Source organism: Asinibacterium sp. OR53 (genome assembly GCF_000515315.1).
Lineage (GTDB): Bacteria > Bacteroidota > Bacteroidia > Chitinophagales > Chitinophagaceae > Sediminibacterium.
On sequence record NZ_KI911562.1, the window covers coordinates 2,088,284 to 2,111,054 of the forward strand.

General features: G+C 38.6%; 21 protein-coding genes. 20 read left to right on the plus strand and 1 reads right to left on the minus strand.

Features of this window, described 5'->3' with window-relative positions; translation table 11 throughout:
• The first annotated feature begins 2 nt into the window (after positions 1-2).
• The 12 genes from SEDOR53_RS0109290 to SEDOR53_RS0109345 all read left to right on the plus strand — a co-directional run bounded on the left by SEDOR53_RS0109290 (position 3) and on the right by SEDOR53_RS0109345 (position 13,240).
• On the plus strand, positions 3-374 hold the full coding sequence (locus tag SEDOR53_RS0109290) for a hypothetical protein (RefSeq protein WP_026769480.1): 372 nt from the start codon (positions 3-5) through the stop codon (positions 372-374).
• 83 nt (positions 375-457) lie between these two features.
• Positions 458-988 carry a heavy metal-binding domain-containing protein gene (locus tag SEDOR53_RS19080; RefSeq protein WP_026769481.1) on the plus strand — a complete coding sequence of 177 codons (531 nt, stop codon included), beginning with the start codon at positions 458-460 and terminating at the stop codon, positions 986-988.
• Between the two features lie 34 nt (positions 989-1,022).
• Entirely contained in the window at positions 1,023-2,312 is a 1,290-nt protein-coding gene (locus SEDOR53_RS19375; protein WP_026769482.1) for an efflux RND transporter permease subunit, read from the plus strand.
• Between the two features lie 2 nt (positions 2,313-2,314).
• Entirely contained in the window at positions 2,315-4,240 is a 1,926-nt protein-coding gene (locus SEDOR53_RS19380) for an efflux RND transporter permease subunit (RefSeq protein WP_026769483.1), read from the plus strand.
• On the plus strand, positions 4,227-5,480 hold the full coding sequence (locus tag SEDOR53_RS0109310) for a TolC family protein (protein ID WP_026769484.1): 1,254 nt from the start codon (positions 4,227-4,229) through the stop codon (positions 5,478-5,480). The genes SEDOR53_RS19380 and SEDOR53_RS0109310 overlap by 14 nt, the downstream gene beginning before the upstream one ends.
• A complete protein-coding gene (locus tag SEDOR53_RS0109315; protein WP_198018863.1) occupies positions 5,477-6,844 on the plus strand; it encodes an efflux RND transporter periplasmic adaptor subunit in 1,368 nt (455 codons plus the stop codon). Before SEDOR53_RS0109310 ends, SEDOR53_RS0109315 begins: the two co-directional genes overlap by 4 nt.
• A gap of 2 nt (positions 6,845-6,846) precedes the next feature.
• Entirely contained in the window at positions 6,847-8,043 is a 1,197-nt protein-coding gene (locus tag SEDOR53_RS0109320) for an efflux RND transporter periplasmic adaptor subunit (RefSeq protein ID WP_026769486.1), read from the plus strand.
• Between the two features lie 82 nt (positions 8,044-8,125).
• The gene (locus SEDOR53_RS17585) at positions 8,126-8,710 is read left to right on the plus strand and encodes an RNA polymerase sigma factor (RefSeq protein WP_051416575.1); all 585 of its coding nucleotides are present in this window, start codon (positions 8,126-8,128) and stop codon (positions 8,708-8,710) included.
• On the plus strand, positions 8,703-10,055 hold the full coding sequence (locus SEDOR53_RS0109330; protein ID WP_026769487.1) for an outer membrane beta-barrel protein: 1,353 nt from the start codon (positions 8,703-8,705) through the stop codon (positions 10,053-10,055). Before SEDOR53_RS17585 ends, SEDOR53_RS0109330 begins: the two co-directional genes overlap by 8 nt.
• 63 nt (positions 10,056-10,118) lie before the next feature.
• A complete protein-coding gene (locus tag SEDOR53_RS0109335) occupies positions 10,119-11,183 on the plus strand; it encodes a YncE family protein (RefSeq protein ID WP_026769488.1) in 1,065 nt (354 codons plus the stop codon).
• Between the two features lie 31 nt (positions 11,184-11,214).
• Positions 11,215-11,829 (plus strand): DUF305 domain-containing protein, encoded by a 615-nt coding sequence (locus SEDOR53_RS0109340; RefSeq protein WP_026769489.1) that lies wholly within the window; start codon positions 11,215-11,217, stop codon positions 11,827-11,829.
• A gap of 163 nt (positions 11,830-11,992) precedes the next feature.
• Complete coding sequence (locus SEDOR53_RS0109345; protein ID WP_026769490.1) at positions 11,993-13,240, plus strand: hypothetical protein; 1,248 nt, start codon at positions 11,993-11,995, stop codon at positions 13,238-13,240.
• 33 nt (positions 13,241-13,273) lie between these two features.
• Here the strand turns inward: SEDOR53_RS0109345 and SEDOR53_RS17590 are convergent, their stop codons facing one another.
• Positions 13,274-15,475, minus strand: coding sequence for a TonB-dependent receptor domain-containing protein (locus SEDOR53_RS17590; protein ID WP_198018865.1), 2,202 nt, complete (start codon positions 15,473-15,475; stop codon positions 13,274-13,276).
• A gap of 435 nt (positions 15,476-15,910) precedes the next feature.
• Between SEDOR53_RS17590 and SEDOR53_RS0109355 the strand changes: the two genes are divergently transcribed.
• The 8 genes from SEDOR53_RS0109355 to SEDOR53_RS0109390 all read left to right on the plus strand — a co-directional run bounded on the left by SEDOR53_RS0109355 (position 15,911) and on the right by SEDOR53_RS0109390 (position 22,723).
• Complete coding sequence (locus SEDOR53_RS0109355) at positions 15,911-16,438, plus strand: hypothetical protein (RefSeq protein ID WP_026769491.1); 528 nt, start codon at positions 15,911-15,913, stop codon at positions 16,436-16,438.
• Positions 16,439-16,529: 91 nt separating this feature from the next.
• Positions 16,530-17,720 carry a TolC family protein gene (locus SEDOR53_RS0109360; RefSeq protein ID WP_026769492.1) on the plus strand — a complete coding sequence of 397 codons (1,191 nt, stop codon included), beginning with the start codon at positions 16,530-16,532 and terminating at the stop codon, positions 17,718-17,720.
• On the plus strand, positions 17,717-19,387 hold the full coding sequence (locus tag SEDOR53_RS0109365) for an efflux RND transporter periplasmic adaptor subunit (protein ID WP_026769493.1): 1,671 nt from the start codon (positions 17,717-17,719) through the stop codon (positions 19,385-19,387). Before SEDOR53_RS0109360 ends, SEDOR53_RS0109365 begins: the two co-directional genes overlap by 4 nt.
• Positions 19,388-19,402: 15 nt before the next feature.
• Positions 19,403-19,852 (plus strand): nuclear transport factor 2 family protein, encoded by a 450-nt coding sequence (locus SEDOR53_RS0109370; protein ID WP_026769494.1) that lies wholly within the window; start codon positions 19,403-19,405, stop codon positions 19,850-19,852.
• A 25-nt stretch (positions 19,853-19,877) separates the two neighbouring features.
• On the plus strand, positions 19,878-20,234 hold the full coding sequence (locus SEDOR53_RS0109375) for a heavy metal-binding domain-containing protein (protein WP_037360927.1): 357 nt from the start codon (positions 19,878-19,880) through the stop codon (positions 20,232-20,234).
• Positions 20,235-20,255: 21 nt separating this feature from the next.
• A complete protein-coding gene (locus tag SEDOR53_RS17595; protein ID WP_051416578.1) occupies positions 20,256-21,251 on the plus strand; it encodes a heavy metal-binding domain-containing protein in 996 nt (331 codons plus the stop codon).
• 36 nt (positions 21,252-21,287) lie between these two features.
• Positions 21,288-21,716: a hypothetical protein gene (locus SEDOR53_RS17600; RefSeq protein ID WP_037360932.1), complete on the plus strand. Its 429-nt coding sequence runs from the start codon at positions 21,288-21,290 to the stop codon at positions 21,714-21,716.
• Positions 21,717-21,811: 95 nt separating this feature from the next.
• Positions 21,812-22,723 (plus strand): hypothetical protein, encoded by a 912-nt coding sequence (locus tag SEDOR53_RS0109390; RefSeq protein ID WP_026769496.1) that lies wholly within the window; start codon positions 21,812-21,814, stop codon positions 22,721-22,723.
• Positions 22,724-22,771 lie beyond the last annotated feature (48 nt).

Consider the following 22,771-nt stretch of genomic DNA (forward strand, 5'->3'; position numbering starts at 1 on the left):
AAATGAAAACGCTTAAAATGCTTTTTACTGTAGCTATTGTATTAGTTACAGTATCATTTGCCAATGCACAAAGCGACAAAACAGAAAGAACCATTGGCATTAAAACTGAAAAAGTAAAAGTATCCGGTGCATGCGGCATGGATAAAAGACGAATTGAAACTGCGGCATACTCAGTAGATGGGATAAAGTATGCTGTGTGGAATGAATACACACAAATACTTGTTTTAAAATTCAGTGTATTTAAAAAAGAAGCTGGAGATAAAGCCCAGAGAAGCATAGCAGCTGCCGGAAACGATACTGAAAAGTATAAAGCAGATGACTCAGTTTACAACAAGCTGCCTGATTGCTGCCATTACAGAACCATGCAGTTGTAGTAACCGGATTGTTTAGTATATGATTTGGCTTATTAAGCCATTAAATAATTAGAAGAAATAATTAGTAAAATAAAATCAAAAAAATGAAAGCAATTAAAATGCTGATGATGGCAGCTATAACCATCATGTCTTTGAACTTATTTGCACAAGACACAACAAAAATAAAAAAACAGAAGGCTGAAAAACTAAAATATGAATGCCCGATGCATCCGGGTGTGGTAATGGATGGGCCGGGTAAGTGTGCTACCTGTGGTATGGACTTAACACTTTCTCCCAAAGAAAAAATGAAAAGGGAAGTAATGAAAATGTATGCTTGCCCCATGCACCCTGAAGAAACCAGCAATAAGACCGGTAAGTGCAGCAAATGCAATATGGATTTAAAAGAAGTAAAGAAAGATAAGAAAGTATATGCCTGTTCAATGCACCCTGAAGTGACCAGTAACGAGGCTGGAAAATGTTCAAAATGCGGTATGGACCTGACACTTTCTCCCAAAGAAAAAATGAAAAGGGAAGTAATGAAAATATATTCCTGCCCAATGCATTCGGATGTTACAAGTAATAAACCCGGTAAATGCAGCAAATGCGGTATGGATTTAAAAGAGAAGGCAAACTAATGTTTCTATCCTTCCAAACTATTAAAATCAAGTTATGGTTCAAAAATTAATTGAACTGGCTTTACGTAACAGGCTTGTTGTTCTGCTGCTGGCAGGCGGCCTGTTTGCGTATGGCATTTACTCGGTCAAACAAAACCCTATTGATGCCATTCCCGATTTGAGTGAAAACCAGGTAATCGTTTTTACAGAGTGGATGGGTCGCAGTCCGCAGGTAATGGAAGACCAGGTGACGTATCCATTGGTGAGTAACCTGCAGGGTATTCCAAAGATTAAAAATATCCGTGGCACTTCCATGTTCGGGATGAGTTTCGTCTATGTGATTTTTGAAGATAATGTTGACATCTATTGGGCAAGAACAAGAGTATTGGAGCGGTTAAATTTTGCACAGCGTTTATTACCACAGGGAGTAACACCAACATTGGGCCCGGATGGAACCGGAGTTGGTCATATCTATTGGTATCACCTGGATGCACCTAAAATGAATTTAGGTGAACAAAGAGCTTTACAGGATTGGTACATCAAGTTTGCATTGCAAACTGTGCCGGGTGTGGCAGAAGTAGCATCCTTTGGTGGGTTTGAAAAACAATACCAGTTAGTTGTTGACCCGGTAAAATTGCAGTATTACAACATCTCTTTGATGGATGTAATGAATAAAGTAAAAGCAAATAACAATGATGTGGGCGGCAGAAAATTTGAAATGGCAGATATGGCTTATATCATTCGTGGCCTTGGCTATATCAAGAGCAAAGAAGATGTGGAGAATATTGCATTGAACAATTACAATGGTATTCCTGTAAGAGTAAAGGATATTGGCAGCGTACAAATGGGCGGCGATTTACGTCTCGGCATTTTTGATATGGATGGAAAGGGCGAAGTGGTTGGCGGCATTGTAGTAATGCGGTATGGCGAAAATGCCAACAAGGTAATTGAAGCGGTGAAAACGAAAATGAAGGAAGTGGAAAAAGGATTGCCTGACGGAGTAACCTTTAAAACATCTTACGACAGGAGCACATTGATACAAGAAGCTGTACAATCGGTGAAAGGTACATTGATAGAAGAAATGATTGCAGTATCTCTTATTGTTCTCATCTTTTTGTTCCACTGGCGCAGTGCTGTTATCATTCTTATTCAATTACCTATTTCTGTTGCTGCTGGTTTTATTTTTCTTGAACTCTTTGGCATCTCTTCCAACATTATGTCATTAACAGGCATAGCACTGGCTATTGGTGTGGTGGTTGATGATGGCATTGTAATGGTGGAAAATGCCTACCGGCATATCAGCGAAGCACAAACAGAAAAATTAAAGTCATCTAATAAAACATAAACATGGCAAAATGGTTTAAAAGAAATAAAGACCCTTTGACAGCAGAGGAAAGAAATGACATCATTGAAAAGTCGTCTAAACAGGTAGGCCCTGGTGTATTCTATTCAACCATCATTGTTGTTACTTCTTTTCTACCGGTGTTTTTGTTAACTGGTATGGAAGGAAAACTGTTCAGTCCCTTAGCCTGGACAAAAACTTTTATCCTGCTGATAGATGCCTTCCTGGCGATTACCTTAACACCTGTATTAATTTCTTTTTTCCTGAAAGGAAGGCTGAAGCCTGAGAGTGCTAACCCCATTACAAGAACACTGGAAAAAATTTACACACCAATCTTGAAATGGTGTTTGAAATGGCGCAAAACAACAATCGGTATCAACATTATTGCATTGACTGTTGGCATAATTATGATGACCCGTTTAGGTTCTGAGTTTATGCCGCCATTAGATGAGGGGTCGTTGTTATTCATGCCGGTTACATTGCCAGATGTTTCCAACTCTGAAGTAAAAAGATTATTACAGGTGCAGGATAAAATAATCCGTACTGTCCCCGAAGTTTCTCATGTATTAGGAAAGGCCGGACGGGCAAACACTGCAACAGATAATTCGCCAATCAGTATGATTGAAACCATCATTTTGCTAAAACCAAAAAATGAATGGCGAAAAGGAATGACCAAGGATGGTATCATTAATGAGCTTAATTCAAAAATGCAGATACCGGGTGTAACCAACGGATGGACACAACCGATTATTAATCGTATCAATATGCTTTCAACAGGTATCCGTACCGATGTTGGTTTAAAAGTATATGGACAAAACCTTGACAGCATTTATGCTTTTGCTCAAACAATAAAAAAACAATTGGAAGGGATTGATGGCGTAAAGGATTTATATGTGGAACCGATAACCGGTGGTAAGTATGTGGACATAGCAGTGAAGAGGGAAGAAATTGGCAGATATGGTTTAAGTGTGGATGATGTGAACACCGTAATTGAAAGTGCATTAGGGGGCATGAAACTTACTACAACTATTGAAGGCCGTCAGCGATTTTCCGTTAATGCAAGATACGGGCAGGATTTCCGTAACAACCTTGAATCATTAAAACGATTGCAGGTGCAGACGATGAACTTCGGTCCTGTTCCTTTAGAAGCAGTGGCAGATATAAAACTGAGTGATGGCCCGCCGATGATAAATTCAGAAAACGCTATGCTGAGAGGTACTGTTTTGTTTAATGTGAGAGAAAGAGATTTGGGAAGTACAGTAAAAGAAGCACAGCAGAAACTGAACCAGATGATAACAAAACTTCCCAAAGGTTATTTTCTCGAATGGAGTGGCCAATGGGAAAACCAGATAAGAGCTAACCGCACATTGAAAATGATTTTACCAATTGTACTCGTAATCATTTTTATGGTATTGTATTTTACTTATCATTCTTTTAAGGAAGCCATCACCACCATGATAACCGTCCCGTTTGCATTAATTGGCGGAGTGTTCATGGTTTATTTCTATGGTATCAATTTATCAGTAGCAGTCGCAGTTGGCTTTATTGCCTTGTTTGGAATGGCGATTGAAACCGCCATGCTCATGACCATTTACCTGAACGAAGCAATGAATAACATGGTAGCCAAACACGGCAATTCAAAATCAACATTAACTCCGGCTATCATCCGTGAGTTTGTAATTGAAGGTTCAGCAAAAAGGTTGCGGCCAAAACTGATGACTGTATCAGTCGGTCTGTTTGGCTTAATACCTATTCTTTGGGCAACTGGTGTGGGCAGTGATATTATGCGGCCAATTACCATTCCATTGATTGGCGGCACTATTACATCCACCATTTATGTATTACTTATTACTCCCGTCATTTTTGAAATGATTAAGGAACGGGAATTAAAACGCAAAGGCAAAATTGAATTAATAGATGTTAAAGAATAAACTACTACTCGTATTGTTTGCATCAGTGGTTGCTGGCAGCAGCCATTCGCAAACCTTAAAGCTGGATGCTGTTATTGACAGCATCAAATCATCACACCCGGTGGTGAAGATGTACGATAATGAAATCCGCTCAATAGATGAAGCAGCCAAAGGTGCAAGAAGCTGGATGCCGCCACAGGTGGGCATCGGTCAGTTTATGACGCCATATAATGTACGGTTATGGAGCAAAGATGGCAATACTCCGGGCATGGGTTCGGTAATGCTTTCTGGTGAGCAAATGTTCCCGAACAGGAAAAAACTGGATGCAGATGAAAATTATATGAAGGCCATGTCATCGGTGGAAAAAGAAAAAAAGAATGCAACACTAAATGAATTAATCAATGATGCAAAACAGTTTTATTATGAATGGATTATTCTGAAAAAGAAACTGGTGATACTCGGAGAGAATGAAAAGATTCTTGACTTCATGATTAAAAATGCCGAGATACGCTACAAGAACGGATTAGAAAAAATCAGCGCCTACTATAAAGCCAAAGCTGCATTGGGTGATGTGAAGAATATGCAACTGATGTTTGAGAACGATATCAAAGAAAAAAGAATCCGTATCAATGCACTCATGGGGAGGAATGCGATGATTTATTTTGACATTGATACTACTTATGCTTTATATGATTATTCAGGACTTGTGTTTGACAGTACGTTATTTTATACCAGCCGAAGCGACCTGAAATCATTGGATAAAGAAATCAACCTCACCCTGCTGAAACAGGAGACAGAAAGAGCAGCACTTAAACCGCAGTTCGGCATCCGTTATGATAATATGTTTGGGTTTGGCGGTCAGCCTTTGCAATATACCATTATGGGCATGGTACGAATTCCGATGGCTAAATGGTCTTCTAAGATGAACAAAGCAAATATTGAAAGCCTGAAATGGAAAACCAATGCAATACAATCGCAAAAGGAAATGATGGTAAACGAGTACAGTAGCATGGCTTATGGTATGCGAAATGAATTTGACCTGAAGAAAAAGCAATTGAAACTTTATGAAGAAAATATCATCCCTGCATTGCGGAATAACTATAAGACCATGCAGCTCGGCTATGAGCAGAATACGGAAGAATTATTCATGCTTTATGATGCATGGGAGACTTTAAATATGAAGCAACTGGAATTTGTGGAATTGCTTAACCAGGCATTGAGGCTCCAGGTAACTATTGAAAGATTAATTGAAAAGAAATGAAAAGACTAATTTTTTTGCTTTTAGTTGTTATGCTTTTTGGTGCATATTCCTGCAACAACAACAAAGACTCACATTCCCGGCACCAGCCGGAAGTTGTTAAGGATATGTACACCTGCCCCATGCCGGAAGACTCTGTATTCAGCGACAAACCGGGTAAATGCCCGAAGTGCGGAATGGATTTGGTAAAAATGGAAATGAAGAATGAACATCAGCACTACAAAGTGGAATACACTTGTCCAATGCATCCTGAAATAATTAAGGACAGGCCAGGCAAATGCCCCATCTGCGGAATGGACTTGGTAAAGAAAGAAACAGATAGTAAGAAAGTAGGTGACGTAGAATTGGAATCGTTGCTAAAACCAACCAATGAATTTGTTGTTTCATCTGTTCCCGTAACAACAATTGAGCAAAGAGGGGAGCAAATAGAAATTGAGGCACTAGGAAATATTGCTTATGATACAAGACAGGTGGGAAGTATTTCAGCAAGGGTATCCGGCAGAATTGAGAAATTATATGTACGCTACCGTTATCAGAAAATAAATAAAGGGCAAAAGATTTTAGATATTTATAGCCCTGAACTACTGACTGCACAGCAGAATCTTTTATTCCTGCTAAAAAATGATGCAACCAACAACACATTTATAGAAGCTGCCAAAGAAAAACTGTTGCTATTGGGGATGAGTAATGAGCAGTTGAAGCAGGTCATTCAATCTGGCAAGCCATCGTTAACAATAGCTGTATATAGCAATTACAGCGGTCATATTCATGAAGCATCCAACGGCGGCGGCATGAATACTGAATCCGGTAAAATGAACGATATTTCTTTAATCACCGAAGAACTTTCATTAAAGGAAGGAATGTATCTGCAGAAAGGCCAGTCTGTTTTTACCGTCTTCAATCCTGACAAGGCATGGGCTATCCTTAATATTTATGGAGATAATCAATCTTTAATAAAAACCGGCAATACAGTAAGAGTTGTACCCGAAACTGCACCAAACAAATACTTCACGGCAGCAGTTGATTTTATTGAACCATTTTACCGTAAAGAAAGTAAAACACTCACTGCAAGAGTGTATTTCAATAACAGTGTATTGAAAATACCAATTGGCAGCCAGGTAAAAGCAATTGTTTTCGGAAATACTAAAGAAGCATATTGGCTACCGAAAGAAGCTGTGATTTCTTTAGGGATAGATAAAATAGTATTTCAAAAAGCCGATGGCGGCTTTAAAGCGGTGAAAATTAGCACCGGTATCACTCATGAAAAAAATATACAGGTGCTAAGCGGATTGACTGCAACAGATTCAATAGCGGCGAATGCCCAATATTTAATGGATAGTGAAAGTTTTATTAAAGTAAAAAACTAATTATGCGATATATCGTAATTGCGGTAATAGCTTTATTTGCTTTTGCAGGATGCAAAAACAAAAAGGAGACTCCTAAAGACCCGGATACTTATTACACCTGCTCGATGGACCCACAGGTAGTGGAATATAAACCCGGGAAATGCCCCATTTGTAAAATGGACTTAACACCTGTAAAAAAGAAGAATGGTGAAAGTAAGGATGAGTTACAATTGAGTGAGCAGCAAATTCAGTTGGGCAATATTCAAACCGATACCATCCGAAACGGAACTATTGGTGACCAGTTGGTATTAACCGCTACTTTGAATTTTGACCAGATGAAAGCATCGTCCGTAAGTTCAAGAGTGATGGGCAGGGTTGAAAAACTTTATTACAAAAACCTTGGTGATTATGTAAAGAAAGGCTTGCCGCTTTATGATTTGTACAGTGAGGACCTTAACAATGCGAAGCAGGAATATATTTTAGCATTGGATAAGAAAAAAACATTTACCAATGAAACAGTAATTGATTTTGACCAGTTAATTCAGAGTGCAAAAAACAAATTGCTGCTGTGGGGATTGAATGAAGCACAGGTAAATGAACTGGCTAATACAAAAAAGGCAACAACCACAACTACTTTTTACAGTACTGCCAATGGCTATATTACACAGCTTGACATTCGTGAAGGAGATTATGTAATGGAAGGCGGCACAATTGTAAAGCTGGCCGACCTTTCTGCTTTGTGGGCCGAGGCTCAGGTTTATACATCACAACTGGCTGAGGTTAACAGCAACAGCATAGCTACTGTACTGCTTCCTGATTTTGACAACAAAGAAATCAAAGGAAAAATTGAATTTGTAAATCCTGAAATCAATCCCGATACAAGAATCAATCTCATCCGTGTGTCAATTCCTAATCAGGGTAATCAGCTAAAACCTGGTATGCCTGCCTATGTTTTATTGAAAAGCCCCCAGCGACAATCACTCACTTTGCCAATTGATGCAGTATTGAGAGATGGCAAGGGTGCAACTGTATGGATACAAACCAGCCAAAATACATTTAAAAGTGTAATGGTGCAGACAGGATTGGAAAGCGATGAACGGATTGAAATAAAATCTGGCGTAGCTATTGGCGATGTGATAGTAATAAGAGGAGCCTACCTGCTCCAAAGTGAATTTATATTTAAAAAGGGTGCCAACCCAATGGATGGAATGAAGATGTAAAACAATCTTTTATAGCAGGCAACCTTTTATTTTAATTATTTGTACCATTTTCAAAGCCGCTTTAAAACCAAAATATCAATAGTTGTCATATTGTAACGAGGAACTGAAACATTTGCTCGACGGATGCCGCAAAAACAGTCGTTCACATGAGAAGCTGTTTTTTGAATGGCTGAAAGAGTTTGCAGCAAATGTTTGCTACAGGTACGCTTCAAGCAAAATTGAAGTGCAGGACCTTGTATGCGATGGATTTGTAAAAGCATTTAAAAACCTTCACCTGTACAACGAAGATATTTATGGATACAGTGAAGCCGCTTTTAAAGGCTGGTTTAAAAAAGTGTTAATCAATAATTGTATCAATTACCTTAATAAATTTCATCCTAAAATTGAATTTAGCGATGCAAATGCGTTGCTGATGGCAGATATAAGCGACGATTCTGAATCCGTATTGGATGCAATGAGTTACAATGAAATATTGGAGACCGTTATGGAGTTGCCACCTGCATACAGGATGGTGTTCAACTTATTTGTGATTGATGGCTACACACATGAGGAAGTAGCCGGTATCCTTGGCATAACTGAGGGTACATCCAAATCAAACCTTTTTAAAGCCAAGCATTGGTTACAAAAAGTGTTACAAAAAAAAATGAAACCTAAAAGATATGTATAACGCAAATGATTTCTTTTTTGATAACAAGATTCGTCTTGCCATCGAAAGGCACACCGACCTGAGCTTTATTCCTGACTGGAGTAAGCTGGAAGAAAGACTTGATATTGAAATGCCGGTAAAGAAAAAGCGGAGAAGGTTTATTGTGTTCTGGTTTCTTTTTGCCTGTTTGGTTGCAGGGTCAGCGTATTGGGGATTTGATGGCAATTTTAATTCACAGAAAAATTATGCTAATCAAACTCCAACAGATACAAAACAAAATATTATTGCACCTGCTGAAAATGGAAAAAAAAGTAGTGCAAAGCCGCAACCTGAAAAAATTGTAACGAACTATACCGATAATGTAAGAAAAGATACCAAACCAGTCAAGAAAATTGCATCGCTATTGCCTGCCTTGCAAACAATCAGTGCAGACCCTCTGACCCTGCTAAAGAAGGCAAAAAATAGCACACCTCTTACACAGCCTGCGAAGGAGCAGGTAAGTGATGTTGCTGTGAACAATAAGGTTATCAGTAAAGAAATTAGTGATGAAGTGTTATCCGGGACTGATATTACTATTGAGAACAAATCAAGTTTTAGTAAAGAGACATCCAACATTCCGGTAAAAGATACTGTAACAAATACTGATTTATTGAAATTAGCCAATGTAACAAACATTCCAAAAGATACTGCAGGAAGTATCGCAAACAACTTAAAGCCCGTCCAGAAAAAATCTGTCACTTCCCGTTTTTCGTTCGCAGCAGTTGGCGGCGTTAACGTAAACAGTGTACAGTTAAGTAAACTGTCAAAACCGGGGTATGATTATGGCCTTTTATTGGGTTACAGAATCTCTCCTAAAATCGAAATCAGGTCAGGTGTAATACTGGCAAAAAAATATTTTACTACTTCTGGTAACAATATTTCCTTTGATTCCGCAAAACTTAACCTGCCATCGTACAACAGTATCAGTCTGGAAAATGCAACCGGTTACTGCAGGTTTATAGAAGTTCCGCTAATGTTATATTATCAATTCTCAGCAACAAAGAAAACTAACTTGTACACTGCCGGCGGGTTTTCAATCATTAAAATGCGGATGGATAATATTCACTACACATTCCTGGCTGACGGAAATACACTCGTACAACGAAGCCATTCCAATGCATATCATAACAGTGATGGTTTTTCCACTTCTGTCACAGCAAATTTTTCGTTGGGTGTTAAACAGAAGATAACTGACAGATGGAGTTTCGCTATTGAACCATACATAAAGCTGCCATTAAGCAGAATGAACGACAGCAACTTGAAGTTTACCACATTTGGAACTTTGGCCTCATTTATATACAGTCTGCCAGCAAGGAAAAGAAATTAATATCGTAAGGCAACTATTTTTAGCCTTTTATTGTATCAACAATCATAAAACAAATCCCAGAAAATGAAACAATTAAAATCCAATGCTGCCATATTATTGGTAACGGCAGTAATCTTTGCAATCCCATCCTGCAAAAAAGACAAGGGCATGTCAATGACAGAAAAGAATATTGACTACCCGGCCGCTTATGTGGTAAACGGAGAGAGCAGCACCATTTCAGTAATTAAACTCAGCACAAATACTGTAACCGACAGTATTGATTTAATGAACAGCAGTGGCAGTATGATTATGTGGCCACATCATATTTATCATCACCAGTCAGGTGGCGACCATCATTTGGCAATTGGAGTTCCAGGTATGGATTTAAGTGCAGGCCATACCGGTGGTATGCCCGGCATGAAAGGCATGGTGGTTGTGATGGACGCTGTAACCGGGGTACTAAAAAAGAATTTAGAAGTACCGGTGATGAATCACAACGCAGTATTTTCTCCAGATGGAACGGAGATATGGACATCGCAAATGGATATGGCCGGAAAAGTGTTAGTGTATAATGCATCTACTTATGTGCTGAAGAATACAATTACTGTAGGTGATGAACCTGCTGAAGTTACATTCAGTGCTGACGGAACGAAAGCTTATGTATGTAACGGAATGAGTAATACAGTATCTGTAATTAACCCTTCTACCAAAGCTGTAATAGCAACTATAAATGTTGAATCAAACCCTGTTGGCGCATGGCCTGCATCAGGCGGAAAAATGTTTGTTGACAATGAAGATTCCCGAAGCATTTCTGTAATTGATGTTGCTACAAATGCAAATCTTGGAACGATAATACTAAATTTTAAGCCGGGATATGCCGCATTTAATGCTACAGCAAATGAATTGTGGGTTAGTGACGCCACTAATGGCAAAGTTGCTTATTACGTTGATATGGGCGGCAATACATGGATGAAACACGGAGAGATTGTAACTGGTGCAGATGCTCATGCTATTGCCTTCAATGGGGCTTACGGATATGTAACCAATCAAGGTGCCAATACCGTATCTGTTATCAATGTTTCCACACATGCAAAAGTTAAGGACATTCCGGTTGGAAAAAAACCGAATGGAATTGTATTCAAATTATAATAAAAACGGAATATCATTTAAAAATATAATAATGAAAAAAATAATTTTCGGTATCGCTATGATAACAATTTGGCTTGGGTTTACTGCATGTAAAAAAAATGCTGATGGAATTATCCTTCAAGCCCATGATGATAACAGGATGATGGACAGCATGCATGTTATGATGGACAGGATGGAATCAATGACAATGACGATGGACCCGGAAGTAGATTTTAGTGAAATGATGATTATGCACCATGAAGGCGCACTGAATATGTCGAAGGCATTGGTATCGGCCGGGAAAAATGACAGCCTGAAAAGATTTGCACAAAAAGTTATTACAGACCAAACATCCGAAATTGCTGTGCTTAAAAGCATAAGAATGTCTTTATCTGTAAATAATATGGATATGGATTTTATGCAGGAGCAAATGGATAATATGGAAAAAACTACGAAACAATCTGATGTGCAGATTATTACCGGTGATATAGATAACGACTATGCCACCTTAATGATTTTACATCACCAGGCTGCCATTCAGGATGCTTCTGCATATCTGCATCATGGCGATAATGCCCAGTTAAAAACAATTGCAAACAATATTATTACAGCTCAGAATAAGGAAATTATTGAACTAAGCAACTGGCTTAAGGCAAACAAGCGATAATTGATTTTGGTTAAAGCAGTATTATATCAAAAAAAGAAAGAGGCATAATTGTGTGCCTCTTTTCTTTTCAAAACCCGCTACCACGGTATGAGGCTATTTGCCAAAACACTTACGAGGGTGAACTAATGGTGCAAATAATGTATTTTGCTGTTTTAAGCAGCATATGAACGGCAACTTAACCCAGCTTATACGACAATACAAAGAAGATAAACAATCTGTTTACAACACCTGGTTCATAAATAATGAAGAACGGCTAAAGGCTTTTCGTTCCATCCGCCGAGGTGTTATGCAGGTTGTTGATGATATTAAGAACAAGAAATTTCCGAATGATTTTAAAGGTTCTTCTTTAGAATTTGTGCTAACATGCATAACTGAACAAAAGCAGATATTTGAAGGAGCTTCCCATCCTTTCTACTGGAAGCCTAAACTAAGGATACCGGATATTTATGAGAACGAAAGTAACAAACAGGCTTTCGGCCAATTTTTGGAAAACTGTTTGAATGCAAAATCAGAAGAACAAATTATTAAAGAAATTATCAGGCTTGATAGTTTAAAAATAAAAGGGATTGGGCCTGCAGTCGCAAGCATTTTGTATTTTTTGCACCCTACTATTCTTCCACCGTTTAATACAGCTATCATTAACGGCTTTAACTTTTTATACAAAGACAAGAAGAAACTCGGAAGCTGGAGTGAATATCTTAAGCTCAGAGAAGTAATGATTGATACCAATAATCAGCATCGTTCAGAACTATCGTCTGATTTAGGTGCTATAGCTGGTTTGTTATTTGAAATCGGAACTCAAAAATTAATACTGGGAACAGATGAATATTTATCCGAGCCTGAACGAAAGAAATTGGAGAAACTAATTGAGAAACGACAAGAAAGTGTACAACAGGAAAAAGAAGAAGAGAACCTGCATACGGAGATGCAATATCATCTGCTAAAAATAGGCAGTGCATTGGGCTATGATGTAATTGCTGCTTCTAACGACCGTTCCAAATCACATTGTGGTAACAACTTTTCATTCATGAGCCTGCAACAATTCCCAGATATTCAATTAGAAAAAGACACCTTAAATACAGTAAAGCTGATAGATGTACTTTGGTTTCAGAAAGGAACTAATAATGTTATCGCAGCTTTTGAAGTGGAAAAAAGCACCAGTATCTATTCCGGTATTCTGCGGCTGACCGATTTAAGTTATACCATAGCTGATGGTGATGAAGTGTTCTATCTGATTGTGCCTGATAAAAGAGAGAAGGACGTATGCCTGCAACTTTCCCGTCCGGCAATTAAACAAAACAATGTGGTAATTAAATACATCCTGTTTTCAGAGTTACGCAGCCATTGTGATGCATTGTGTAAGTTTGGAGAGAGCCATCATATTATGGAAAAAATTGCGAAAGCAGTATAAAAAAAGCGGCAGTTAATATCTGCCGCTTTTCTTTTAGAGTTTTGCCCCGATTGATATAAAGAACGTTCTGCCATCTGCCGGCAAAGCACCCGGCCCCGGATAACCACCTGCACGGCGGGTGAAATATCTTTCATCAAATAAATTATTTATCCCTGCTTTAAAATTTAACCCCTTTGAAAATTTGTAGGTAGCTGTTAAGTCAGTTACAGTATAAGACGGAATTAAACCTGTATTTCCGTTAGCAGAAGCAGCCACAGTATTATTTGCATCGCTGAAGGTTTCTCCCACACTGCTTACCTGGGCTGTTAATAAAAATCCTTTGTAACCGCCGGTTATACCACTCCGGAAAATATTAGTTGGTGCATTCTCTACTTTCTTTCCCTTAGTACTTGCATCTTTATGGTCGCCACTGTATTTGGCATCAGTATATCCATAAGAACCAAAAATAATTAAATCTGCATGTTTGCTTTTTCCAAATGCCCTGATGGGGTTAAATTCTACATACCCCTCAAATCCTTTGCTGGTGCTGCTGCCAACATTTGTAATAAGGCGATACGATGGTGTTCCGCTAACAGTAATTGTACCTACACGGTTATCATATTGCAAATAAAATCCGCTAACATCAAACTGGAGAAAATTTTTCACTTTACCCCGGTAACCCAAATCAATGTTATACCCTTTGGCATCTTTCAAATCAGGGTCAACTACATCGGTTGTAGGCGGTGCCTGCAGATTTGCAAACTGAATTGGACGATAAGCCTGAGAAATATTAGCATACACTTCTGTTGCCTTTGTGATATGATACTCCGTTCCAATACCTGCAAGAACGAAACTTCTGCCCCTCGTAATATTTTGTAAGATTATTTCTGCCCCACCGGAAGTATAACCGTTTCGCCCAGAAGATGAGCCTTCAAGCCATTCATACCTGATACCGGGTATAATCAAAAACTTGTCGTTTATACGAAAAATATTTTCTGCAAACGCAGCTACATTACTGGACTTAAAAGTAATATCACGGGGATAGTTACCAGTAACAGTAACATCATAACCTGTACCTGTTGTTCCCTTCCCATCTGCCTGCCTTGTGGTAGTGCCGGTGTATAAACGAATGCCGCCGGATAAAGTATTTTTCATTTTACCAAAATGATAATCAGTAATAAAGCGGCTTTCTAAACCATAGTTCCTATATTGGTCAAGATTCACCACCCTGTTATTGTAGCTAAGTGTTGCAGGGTTAATACTGTCTTTTGTTGTGATGGATTGTAAAAACCCAACACTGTTTCGGTCGCCGATGGTGCCAAACAGTTTGGTATTCCAACGGGTATTTTCATTTATCTTATAATTGGCGATTAATGCTGGGGTAGTCCAGGTTATATCAAACCAGTTACGGCTTCGGAAACTTTGTTGAGCATCCTGTTTTATTTGAGCATCCGTTAAGCCGCCGGGCTGCTGGCTGCGGATATGTGAACGCATCACTTCAGCCGTTAATGAAAATTTTGTAGTGAAGTTATAGGTTACAGTACCGTAGCCTGCATTAGTGAAATAGCGGCTATTTTCTCTCCATCCGTCGCCGTTACGATGGTCAAAAAAAGTATAGTAATGAACCTTGCCTTTCTTTCCACCAATAGCATTATAACTGTTGAATAAACCTTTGCTACCAACTGTTTGCTGCGTTTCAAATTCAAAAGGTTTATTTATTTCACTGCCGTTGCGAAGAATATAATTAATAAGTCCGCCAAACTGTGGCCCATATTGTAAAGAACCTTGTCCTCTTACAATTTCTATCCGTTGCACAGCCTGCAATTGCGGATTATAATATGCTTCGGGATAACCGAATGGGTCCGCAGCAATATCGTACCCATTTTGCCGAACATTAAACTCCCAACTCCTGTTGGGGCTTAACCCACGGGCTGCAATACCAATCTGAATTCCGCTGGGGTCGCTTTCCCAAATATGAATGCCGGGTACTTTGGCAAGTACCTGACGCATGTTATTTGTCACTACATTGCCTTGTACATTATCAAGCACAATCAAAGCATTCTTTTTACCAGCATAAATATTTGTTCCTACAATTTCCGGCATTTGCTGATAATCACTTTTGCTGTTTCTGCCTACTACCGTTACATCGGGCAGGCTTCTTATATGCAGCGTATCGTTGCTTTCTTTTTTGGTCTGTGCGTCAGCCACATTTAGTACTAATATCATTAAACTAAGAAAAATTCCTCTTTTACTCATAAGTGTGATTTTTGAGTTGCAAAAGTGCAGATGCATTTTAAATTGGTACTTATGCAAAAGGGAAATAGAGTTATGCAATGCGGAAATGTTTGATTTTCTATAAAATATATTCCCGACAGGCAACCTATTTTTAGTTTTGCCTGTACCATTGAAATTGTACAAGTGTTATTAAGCGATAATAATCCGGCCAGTAAGTAACTCAGTTGAGTGGTTTGTAGTTGATTTGAAGATGGTAGAAAATAAGAGGCAAAACACATTTAACTGGCACAAATGGTACATTTTCAACGGAAAAGCCAAGTATGGATAGCAGGAGGCGACAGCAAAATTTTGTAAAAATTGTCTATAATTTTACAAATTCGCTAAACCATTCTACCATATCTTTGCCCTGTTAAGGGATTATTTCTCAATAAAATAGCCTTACTTTACAAATATTAAATGAACCGGAATTTATCCATAAAACTTAAAGCACTGTTCCTGCTGGTTGTATTTGCAACAAATACAGCAGTAGGTTTTGCCTGTGCAATAGGTGTAGATATGGGTTTTAATTCCCCACATCATAACGAAACAAAAGAGCCTGCGGAAGTGCATGTTCACGATGATGGAAAAAAGCATGTACATGAAAAAGAGCCGTCAGAAGTAACTCCTCATGCTCATGAGGATGGTATTAATCACCAACATGACAGTGAGCCGGCAAAACAAACTCCTGTTGATGGCAGCAACTTACTTACAAAAGACGATAGCGGATGCTGTACCAATAAAGTACAGGAGTTTCAAAATTTAGATAAAAATGTTTCAGTAAATACTGGTATCAATGTACCTGTATTTGTGGCAATCCTGAGCACTTATTTTGATATTGATTTATCAACGGCTCTCAAAAATTTTCCTGTTGACTACAAGGCCCGTTTTTTCTATCCCCCACCACCACCTGACATACGCATAGCGATTCAGCGTTTCCAGATTTGATTACTGTAAAACTGGTGAAGCTTTTTGCTTCATCCAACTTCATTTTGCGTTCTGCAATTTGAGGCTATTTGTTTTACCGTAATCAATTTTTATGTTCAGATATAGTATCATAGTTTTTCTTACCGGATTTATTAGTTTACAGTCAACAGCCCAGCAGGTGCTTACTGAAAACGAGGCTGTGGCCAAGGCGTTAGCTAATAATAAGAATATTCAGGCCGCATCACTGCAAGTAAAACAGCAGCAGCAGTTACTGAAGTCAGCAATCAATCTTCCCAATCCCGAGTTCTTTTTGGAAAGCCCGACAGGTAATTTTTATACCGGTAGCATTACACAATCATTCGAATTTCCTACCGTGTACAATAATCAGTATCGTTTGCAAAAGCGGCAAATAGGTGTGGCTCAAAAAGAAAAGCAGTTAACGGAAGCAGAGCTGAAGTACAGGGTTAAAATCTTATACCTGGAAATACAGTACGCCGATTCGCTTACCTCACAATTGTATATACAGGACACACTGTATGAAAAAATAAAACTGTCAGCCATTCGCCAGTTTAAAGCCGGGCAAATTGATTATCTGCAACAAACTTTTGCTGAAACGCAATATGGAGAAATTCATAATCAATACCAGCAATCGCTTATAAGAGCCGCATCTTTAAAGTCGCAATTACAATGGTTCACAGGCATTAAAGATTCAATTTCGGTAGAGCCGTTGGTTGTTACGCAATCACAACCTCAATTTTTATATGCCCCTGATTCCACAACGTTACTTTCTAATCCTGCTGTACAGCTATTACAACAACAGGAGAATGTAGCCAAACAAAATATTTTATTGCAAAAAAGCAAAGCGTTGCCCGGATTGGCTTTTGGCTATTTCAACCAGGGCGAAAGAACCACAAAATGGTTGAACCGCTTCAGGGTTGGTGTAACTATCCCGCTATGGTTCGGACAGTATAAAAGTAAAATCAATGCAGCTAAAACAGAGCAGGAGGTTATTCAAAGTAAGCAACAGGGTTTACAGCAAGATTTATCTGCACAGGTTATAAGTGCCAATAGTGAAATGCAAACCAACTGGCAGTCTGTTCAATATTATCAGCAAACTGGTTTACGAAAAGCACAGGAAGTCATTACTACTTCACAACGCTTTTTTGTAAGTGGCGAAATTGATTATATCAGTTTATTAAGAAACAGCAATGATGCTTACAATGTTTATCAAAAATATCTTGAAGCAGTAAGAAATTACAATCTCAGTGTTATCAATCACAAATATTTAATGGGTCAGTTATGAAACGATTAATCATTCAATTTTTATTAGGGTTATTACCAATACTTGTATTTGCACACGGCGGCGAAGACCACGGCGATGCCAAAAAAACAAGTATCTCACCTGCAAGTTACTTTTCTTCCGAAGCCACTTCGGAAATCTATGAAGTGCTGCTAAAGTACAAACCTATAGTACCTGGCAAGGAAACATCTCTTCGGTTGTACTTAAGCGAATACAATACAAATAACCCTATTGACAGTGCCAAACTGGAAGTAACGGTAGCCGATAATCCCAATATAAAGATTGCTGTTGTACGGATTGATAAAGGCGTATTTGAATTAAAAACCACATTTCCGGCAAAGAAAGCCTACAATCTTGTAGTCAATATCAATAGTTATGCTGGTATTGACCTAATCCAGTTAAACAATGTTGAAGCAGGAAAAGAATTGGCCCCACCGGCTACAGAAAGTACACCACACTCTAATTGGTACAGCAGCAATTGGTTTTTTGGATTGATAGGTCTATTGCTTGGCTTATTAGTTATGTTTTTTGTAAACAAAAGCCGCAGCAGGAAAATGATTACAGCAGCCATTATTCTTTTCTGCCTTTTACCAACGGCTACATATAATACCGTATCGGCACATGATGGACACGATGAAGCTGGTGCTTCAAAAAGCGGTGGCGGTTCAACAACATTTATTGTTGAAAAAGAAACGCAGTTTCTTTTTAATATTCAAACACAAAAGATAGGGACAGGTGATTTTAATGAATCATCACTTTTATTAGGAACTGTAATTGCCGCCCCGCAAGGCCGGGCTGTTATACAATCACCCCAGGCAGGCAAAATTGTTTCTCTAAGGGTAACTCCAGGCCAGCGGGTTGGTAAAGGACAGGTGGTAGCTGTTATAGAACAACAGGTAGATGCCGGAACGCAAATCAGTATTATTTCGCAAAGTAATAGTGTAAATGCCGAGTATGAAGCCGCCAAAGCACAATATGACAGGTTGCTGGGGATAGCAGACATTGCAGCAAAAAAAGATATTACCGAAGCTAAAGCCCGTTATGAAAGTGCAAAGAAAAATAAAGCACTTTTTGATGCAAATACCGGTAGAAATACAGGCAGTACAAAAGCCATAACTCTCACTTCTCCTGTTAGCGGCATTGTCGGCACTTTTAATTATGCTATCGGTGCAGTGGTAAATAGCGGCGAGACCCTTTTTGAAATAACCAACCTTGACCAGGTTTTTGTAGAAGCACAGGTATTTGCAGCAGATGCTGAAAAATTAAAATCCGCCACTGGATTTACCACTATTTCAAATACAGATACACTGGTTTACAAACTAAAAATGATTAATGCTGCCCAATCAGTAAATACAGGTAACCAATCTCAGAAAGTAGTGTTTGAAATCATCAATCCTAAAAGCCAGTTTAAAATCGGTGAAAATGTAAATGTACGAATGACAGGAACTAACATCATTCGGCAAGTAGTATTGCCCAATGATGCCATTACAGATGTAAATGGTAAACCTGCTGTTTTTGTAAAAGATAAAGCCGAGCAATACAGCATCAGCTTTATTGTAAAAGGCCAGAGTAATGATAAGTTCACCGTCATCAGCAAAGGTGCAGAAGATGGTGAACGGATAGTTACGGCCAATGTGTATCAGATGAAAATGATGTATCTAAACCAATAATTAAAATAAACAAACATGAGAAAGTTATTAATGATGTGCCTGTTGCTGGTAACTGCCACCGCAACCTTTGCACAAAACAGCGACAAAGAAGCTGTAAAGTCAGTGCTTGACAATTACAAAAAAGCAATTGAAAAATTAGACACTACTGGTGTAGTGAATCTATTCGTAAAAGATTCCAAAGTGTATGAACAGGCAAGCGACGAGGGCACAATCGGCCATTACCTGGAACATCACTTAGGCCCCGAACTGAAAGAATTTAAATCATTCGCCTTCAGTAATTACAAAGTGGATGTAACAGTTGCAGGGGAATATGCCTTTTCAACTGAGACCTATATCTACACCATCATTCTTGCAAAGGATGCCAAAGAAATAAAAAGCCAGGGAGTAGCCACTTCAGTTTTAAGAAAAACAAAAGAAGGGTGGAAAATTGTGCAGACACACTCTTCATTCAGAAAAGCAAAATAAATCTCAAACTATAAAAAGAAAAAAAATGAAACAAATCAGAATCATCCTTTCAATGGCAATAGCGGTTTTTTGTTTTACTGCTGTAAATGCACAATCAACAAAAACAAAAAGTAAAGCACCAACTGCAGATACAGTTGTTTACCAATGCCCCATGAAATGTGAGGGAGATAAAACTTATGACAAGGCAGGTAAATGCCCTAAATGCAATATGAATTTGAAAGCTGTATCAAAACCGGTTACCGCCATTTACCAATGCCCTATGAAATGTGAAGGAGATAAAACTTACGATAAAGCAGGGAAATGTCCTAAGTGCAACATGAACCTGGCTAAGGTACAGGCAAAAAATTCATCAGGCAATCATAACGGCCATACTCATAATTAACTAATCAATTAAATAAAACAAATGAAACAAGTATTAAAAATTACCATTGCAATTTTCGCTATCGGAACAGTTGCAGTTTTTGCAGCATGTAATAACAGCGGCGATAAAAAGGCATCCACAACAGATTCAACAAAAATAGCAATGGCGCATGAAGGCGGCGACCATATTTATGCCTGTCCCATGCACCCGGAAGTAACGGGCAAAGAAGGTGATACCTGCCCAAAATGCGGAATGAAACTGGAGCATAATGACAATGCCGGTGGTCCAAGTAATGTTAGTATGCAGTTTACTTCTGCCCCTTCATCACCAAATGCTAATGAAGAGGTTACTTTATCAATGACCCCCAAATTAAAAGATAAACCTACAGAGCAGGTGCCCTTAGATGTTGAACATACTAAAAAGATACACCTCATTGTGGTTAGCGATGACCTTAGCTGGTTTGACCACATACATCCTGAGCTGAATGCAGATGGTTCTTATACGGTAAAGGAGAAATTTCCAACCGCTGGCAAATACACTTTGTTTGCTGACTATAAGCCAAGCGGTGCCAATCATACAGTTGATTATCTGAATGTAACTGTAGCAGGTACAGTGCCAGCAGCAAAAGTTTATGGGGCAGATAAATTAACCGGTACAGCAGGTGATGGGTTCTCAGTTTCACTTACTCCTGAAGGCGGTAAATTTTTAACCAACATGGCTATGCATATTAACGGTGTAATGATGCTGAATGGTAAAGAGGTAGATGTAAACACTTTGGAAGATTACCTCGGCGCAAAAGCCCACATGGTAGTGGTAAGCCTTGCTGATAAAAAGTATTTGCATGTTCATCCAAGTGTGGAAGGCGGCAAATTTGATTTGCATACAACATTTGATAAGCCGGGTGTATATCGTGGCTGGATACAATTCCAGAGTAAAGGGAAAGTTTACACCAGTGACTTTGTAATGAATGTAGCGGAAGGTAATGCCGATAATATGAAAGGCATGGATATGAAGAAGGATGAACATGAGAAGCATTAATATTCAATTTATTTTCTAACAATAAAATTTAAAACAATGAAAAAAATAACAATTCTGATGATAGTAATGCTGATTGCAGCTTTTACAACATTTGCTCAGCATAGCGGCGGCGACCATAAACATGGTTCACCACATGGTGGAACAGTTAAGTCTGCCGGTGATTTTCATATTGAAGTAAGTGTAAAAGATGGTATGGTGATGGCCTATTTACTGGATGGGAAAGAAAAAGCGATGAAGAATACAGGTGTAACAGGAACGGCGGTTATTCAAACGGCCGACGGACAAACTTCAACCATTACATTAATTCCAAACGGTAATGAAGGCTTTATGTACACACTGGACAAAGCTAAAAAGTACAACAAGGCCATTGTAACATTTACAACAGGAGGAAAAACCGCATCGGCATCGTTTGACCTGACCGCAAAGGCCAAGCCTGCAGCAGATGGGCATGACCATCAACATTAATCCGTAAAATATCATGGCAGGCTATCCACCTGCCATGATATAAATTAATTGTATTGCTTTTATTAGTGCCGATAAGAAATTATTTACTACAACGTATGTTAGAGCCTGCGCAAAAATATGATGCTGAAGTTAAATTGAGACTGATACCGGATATAATTCCGGGATGGAAAACAATTGTAAAATTAGTTTGCGTTACGGTACTTTTTGGTTTCTCAATCTGGTGGCTCAATCACACTTCGGATTTACAGGGCTTTTGGAACAGCTTCATTATGGACAAGAAGGTGCCTGCATCATTTTGCGAACAGGTGCATATAAACAGCCCGGTTCGTCAGCCAGTCAATACTTTCAGTAACATAGTTTATCTGCTTACCGCCGTCATAATTTTAAGTGGTCTATGGAAGAGCAGACATGCCAATACCAAAGGACATTTATCTGAAAGCAATATTTTCTGTCTTCTTTTTTCAATTGTGTTGCTGTATGTTTTTGTTGCCAGTACTTTTTATCATGCTTCTCTTATCGGAATAGCTCATACACTTGATTACTCCGCAGTATTTTCTTTTTCGCTCTTCCCTTTTATGTTTTTTTTATATCAATGGTCGCTTTTGAAAAAGAAAACATTGTCAATTTCAGAAAGGCGAAAATCAGAAATCCTGTTTTTATTGATTTTTTCCGGTGCTAATCTTGGGCTGGCTTTGCTAACGCCAAAGGGCAAGGAACAGATGGTAGCCATATTACTCGTTTTGCTGTTTTTGATATCAGCTATTATCACCGTTATAGTTGAGAAACATAAGCCCGGTACCAATTATCTTGTTTTCACCATTATTGCAGTTATAGCGGCTGTTATTTTGTTTGAGTTTGATAAATATAAAATTATATGCAACCCGGAAAGTTTTTTTCAGCCGCATAGTCTTTGGAATATTTCCATTGGATTATCGGCCTTTTGGTTTTATCTGTATATGCGTTCTGAAACAAAGCCGGGGGCATTAATTGTAAAATTGAAACAATAATACTCTTACTATGAACAAAACTGTGGTTAAGGTTTGATGGTGAACAAC